Origin of the sequence: Streptomyces sp. NPDC002055, from assembly GCF_040296705.1 — a bacterium.
Classification (GTDB): Bacteria; Actinomycetota; Actinomycetes; order Streptomycetales; family Streptomycetaceae; genus Streptomyces.
Genome location: NZ_JBEOXS010000046.1, coordinates 50854 through 56221, shown reverse-complemented (window position 1 = coordinate 56221; position 5368 = coordinate 50854). Strand labels below are relative to the sequence as shown.

The 5368-nt window shown below is 74.8% G+C and carries 2 protein-coding genes; both read right to left on the bottom strand.

The window, feature by feature from the left end; genetic code table 11:
• A partial coding sequence (locus ABT112_RS25340) for a SpoIIE family protein phosphatase (protein WP_351513243.1) occupies window positions 1-1832 on the bottom strand: 1832 nt, incomplete at its 3' end.
• A 191-nt stretch (window positions 1833-2023) separates the two neighbouring features.
• Window positions 2024-5077, bottom strand: a complete 3054-nt coding sequence (locus ABT112_RS25335) for a glycoside hydrolase family 2 TIM barrel-domain containing protein (protein WP_351513254.1) — start codon at window positions 5075-5077, stop codon at window positions 2024-2026.
• Window positions 5078-5368 lie beyond the last annotated feature (291 nt).

Below are 5368 nucleotides of genomic sequence, written 5' to 3'. Positions count from 1 at the left end.
GGAGGAGGGCCACCGATGGCTTCACCTGATCCGTTGGCCGCACCTGATCCGTCCGCGTCCGGCGCCGCGCCCGTGCTGCCGCTCGTCGGGATCGGTTCCAATGCCCGCGCCGCGAGCACCGCGACATCGTCCTCCGCGACCCGGTCCGTGAGCTGGCGCAGCACCTGGTCCAGCAGCGCGTCGAGCGTCCCGGCCACCGGCAGCCGCAGCCGGGTGAGCCGGGCCAGGGACCGGTCGATGTCCTCGTCGCGCCGCTCCACCAGGCCGTCGGTGTACAGGATCAGCACCTCGCCGGTCCCGAACTCCCGGGTGACCATGTCGTACCCGCCGAAGCCGGTGCCCAGCGGCGGACCGGGCGGGACCTCCACCAGCTGGAGACTGCCGTCCGCCCCGAGCACGGCCGGGGGCAGATGCCCGGCGCTCGAATACGAGCAGATGCCGCGCGCCGGATCGACCAGCGCGAGCAGACAGGTCGCCGGGCGCCCCGTCTCGCCCTCGGAGATGTTGGTGTCGAGCTGCCGCAGGATCCGGTGCGGCGGCAGGTCGGACGCCGACACGTAGCGGATCATCGAGCGGTAGTTGCTCATGTCGACGGCCGCCTCCACGCCGTGCCCCATCACATCGCCCATGACCAGCAGGGTCCGCCCGAACGGCAGCCGGACCGTCTCGAACCAGTCGCCGCCCACCAGGGCGCTGCTGCCCGACGGCAGATAGCGGGAGGCCAGCTCCACGTTGGGGTGCGGGCTGCCGGGCTCGGCGAGCAGGGCGCGCTGTAGCTCCAGGGCGATGCCCTGCGACCGGGTGTAGCGGCGGGCGTTGTCGATGCTGATGGCCGCGCGCCCGGACAGGTCCTGGGCGTTGACCACGTCCTCGTCGGTGAACGCGGGCGAGTCACCCGCCCGGGCCAGGGACACCGTGCCGATGGTGTGGCCGCGCGCGGCGAGCGGCACCACCAGCGTCGAATGGATGCCCACCGCACGGTAGGCGGCCAGCCGCTCGGGACTCGCGACCCACTGGGTCAGCTCCTCGTCCGACTGCAGATTCCGCATGATCGGACGCTCGGTCGCCAGACAGCGCGGGACCGCGGAACCCGCCGGGTAGTCCACGTACTCACCCGTCAGGCCCAGCCGCCGGGCCGCGCCGTGCAGCTGCGGCAGGGACGCCAGGGCCGACCGCCGCAGCCGCAGCCCGCCCGAGGCCGTCACCCCTCTGACCTGGCCCGTCTCCTCGGGGAAGACCTCCACCGTCGCCACGTCGGCCAGCAGCGGCACCAGGAAGTCGGCCAGCTCCCCGGACGTGGTGTCCATGTCCAGCGTGGTCCCGATCCGGGTGGCGGCGGCGTCCATCAGGGTCAGCCGCGCCTGGGCCTGCTCCAGGGCCCGCTGCTGCTCCTGGGAGGCGGTGACCTCCACGACGATCCCGGCGATCCCGAACACCTCGCCGCCGATCTCCAGCCGGTGGTACGCGCCGTGCCACCAGCGGCGCTGCCCGGGGGCGCCGGACGCGTCGGTGTGGGTGACGCCGGTCGTGGTCGCCTCCCGGGGCAGCCCGTCCAGCAGCACCTGCTCCAGGACGTCCGACCGGCTCTCGATCCCGGGCAGCACCTCGTTGATCGTCCGCCCCAGCAGGCTGGTGGCGGGCACCCCGATCGTCCGGGCGAACGCGGGATTGACGTAGAGGTAGCGCAGCTGGGGGTCGAGAATGGCCACCCCGGCGGTCGTCCCGCTCAGCACGTTCCGGAGCACGTGGTCGGTGCCGCCCGAGGAGAGGGCGACGGCGGCCGCGTCGGAGAAGTGGTCGGCGCCGCCCCGGCCCGGAGCGGTGGGGCACACCCGCTACCTCCTCGTCCGCCGTACGGAACCTGCCTGAGGGGTGCCTGCACGGTGCCCGCCCGGGTCGCGCGCTCATCGTGCAAGGACCCCTCAATCGTCGGCCCGGGCGGGGACATCCGCATCCGCGTCCCCGGCTCTCGGCCCGCTCTCTGCCTGCTCTCACTCCGCTTTGGGATGCTTGCAGACCACTTTTAGTCCGCGCCCGCCGTCCCCGTGGTCCCCGTGCTCCCGGCGGCCGTGGCCCCGGCGGCCGTGGCCCCGGCGGCCGTGGCCCCGCCGGCCCCGGCCCCGGCGGCCGGCGCCGCGACCGTCGAGAAGGTGAACGAGAACGCCGCCGGGCCGGGCCGCAGCTGGTACTGCGGCAGGACCCCGGGGCCGCAGGACTGGCTGCCGATGCCCTGCTGCCCGTGGTCCAGGTTCACCCAGACCGTGCCGCCCGGCCGCAGGTCCGTGGTGTGCGCCGCCGCGTCCAGCTGCTCGCTCGTCCACCGCCGGGCCGTGAACCAGAACGTGGGGGAGCCGGAGATCCGCAGCCCCGTCCCGTCGTCCCGGTGCAGCTCCGCCCAGCGCACATCGGCCCGCGCGCCGTTCTCCTGCGGGCGCACGTACGGCGTCTGCAGGGCGTCCACCGGCAGGCTCCAGCGGCCCGTACGGGAGGCCGCTCGGGTGTCCGGATACGCCTCGCCCGGCCCGCCGCCGTACCACTCGGCCAGGCCCAGGCTCCCGCACACGCCCAGCCGCACCCCGAGCCGGGGCAGGGCGCACGGCCAGTCGCCCTCGGGTGTCACCGAGACCCCGAGCCGCAGCGCCTCGCCGTCGGCGGTCCACCGGAACACCGTCGCCAGGCCCAGCCCGCTGCCCGCCGCGGCGACCCGGCCGCGGACCTCCAGCTCCGTCTCCCCGGCCCGCACGGAGTCCGTCCGGTGCCGCATCCGGTGCAGCCCGAGGCCCCGCCAGAGGGTGCCCATCCGCAGGCCGGGCTGCCAGGGCGCGCCCTCGTCGTTGTCGGTCGGCGCCCGCCACACGTCCAGCCGCGGCGCCGCGACCTCGAAACCGCCCAGGTAGCGCAGTGCGCCGGTCGCCGCGTCGAAGGTGCCCGGCCCGAGCAGCACCACATGGCCCTCGCCCGGCCGCGGGACGGCCGTGGCGCGTACGGGCGGCGCCGCGGGCCGCGGCACGGCCGGGAGCTGGGCCCAGGCGACCTCGTGCCCGGCCTCCGCCCAGGCGGTGTCCGCGGCCAGCACCGCCCGCACCGTCCACAGGGCCTCGCCCGCGTGCTCCGTGTCCGGGCGCGCGGGCAGCTTCACCTCGGTGCTCTCGCCGGGGCCGAGCGGCGGGACGGACAGCGTCCCCTCGGCGACCGGCAGCCCCTCGGCCTCGTAGGACCAGGTGAACGCCAGCCCGGACAGATCGGCGACGTCGTGGCCGTTGGCGATGCGGACGGTGCCCGCCCGGCCGTCGCCCTCGATCCGGACCGGCTCGATCACCTTCTTGTACTCGATCAGCCCGGGGGAGGGGGTGCGGTCGGGGAACAGCAGCCCGTCGCAGACGAAGTTCCCGTCGTGCAGCTCCTCGCCGAAGTCCCCGCCGTACGCGAACCAGCGGCGGCCGTCGCCGGTGCGGCAGGCGATCCCGTGGTCGATCCACTCCCAGACGAAGCCGCCCTGGCAGCGCTCATGGGTCTCGAACAGCCGCTGGTAGTCGCTCAGTCCGCCCGGGCCGTTGCCCATGGCGTGCGCGTACTCGCAGAGGAGGAAGGGGAGTTCGCGGTACCGGGCGGCGGCCTCCGGGGTGTCGTCCGGGGACGCGGCGCCCCGGCCGATCCGGTCGACCTCCGCGTGGTCCGCGTACATCCGGGAGTGGACGTCCACGTCCGCGCAGGACGGGTCGCCCTCGTAGTGCAGCGGACGCGACGGGTCCCGCCGGCGGATCCACCCGGCCATCGCGGTCAGCCCGCGCCCGGTGCCGCACTCGTTGCCCAGGGACCACAGGACGACGGACGGATGGTTCTTGTCCCGCTCCACCATCCGCTCCGCGCGGTCCAGCAGCGCCGGGGTCCAGCGGGCGTCGTCCACCGGGTTGCCCCGCCACCCCAGGGCGTGGAAGCCGTGGGTCTCCAGATCGCATTCGTCGATCACCCACAGGCCGTACGTGTCGCACAGGTCGAGGAAGGCCGGGTGCGGCGGATAGTGGCTGGTGCGCACCGCGTTGATGTTGTGCTGCTTCATCAGCAGCACATCGCGGAGCATCGTCTCCCGGTCCAGCGCGCGGCCGTGCTCCGGGTGGAACTCATGGCGGTTCACGCCGCGGAAGAGGATCCGGCGGCCGTTGACCCGGAGCACCCCGCCCTCCACCGCGACCGTACGGAAGCCGATGCGCAGCGGAACCCGCTCCCCGGCCGTGGCCAGCACGCCGTCGTACAGCCGCGGGATCTCCGCGCTCCAGGGCTCCACCGGCACGGTCGCCGCCTCGCCCGCCGCCAGGTCCAGTCCCAGCTCGGGCACGGTGATCCGGGCGTCGCCCGGCTCGGCGTCCACCCGCAGGGTGCCCGTACCGTCCCGGTGGTCGTACGAGGCGTGGACGAAGAAGTCCCGGACCGCGCCCGGCGGCCGGTGCAGCAGCGTCACCTCACGGAAGATGCCGGGCAGCCACCACTGGTCCTGGTCCTCCAGATAGCTGCCGGAGGACCACTGGTGCACCCGCACCGCCAGGACGTTCCCCCGCGGCCGCAGCAGCGCCCCCACGGAGAACTCGTGCGGCAGCCGGCTGCCCGTGAAGGTCCCCAGCTCCTCCCCGTTGAGCCACACCCGGGCGCAGGACTCGACCCCCTCGAAGCGCAGAACGCTCTCGCCGTCCCAGCCTTCGGGGAGGTCGAAGACGAAGCGGTGGTCGCCGGTCGGGTTCTCGGCCGGCAGGTGGGGCGGGTCGACGGGGAACGGGTACGCGGTGTTGGTGTAGGCGGGGGAGCCGTGGCCGTGGAGCACCCAGTGGGCGGGCAGGCGCAGTTCGTCCCAGTCGGAGGCGTCGAACGAGCGCTGGGCGAAGGACGTGTCCTCGGCGTCCGCGGTCGGCGACAGCCGGAAGCGCCAGGTGCCGTCGAGACTCAGCCGGGCCGCGTCGGACGCCGGGAACCAGGCGCGGGGCGGAAGGGTGCCGTGGCCGGGGGAGGGGTCCTCGTAGTAGGGGAGATCGGTCGGGAGGTCGGTCGGGAGGTCGGTCGGGAGGGGAGAATCGGGAGTGCTCATGGCGTCGCTCATGCTTCTCCTCGGTACGCGCCGGTGCGGTTCCTGGACCACACCCTGCACCAGCGGCTGCCGCAGGAGAATGGAACGCGGCGCGGACGAAGGGGATTTCGCCCTGTCGGGGCGTCCGTCGGGGCGTCCGTCGGGGCGTCCGCCGGGGTGTCTGCGGGGGTGCCTGACGGGCCGGGCCTGCTCCCGGGAGTTCCGGCCTGGACGCCCTTCCGGGCCCGAGCCGCCCCTCGGGGCCGCCCGCCTCGGCCACGCCCCGGGCGGGGGCGGAAGCGCGCCGCCCTC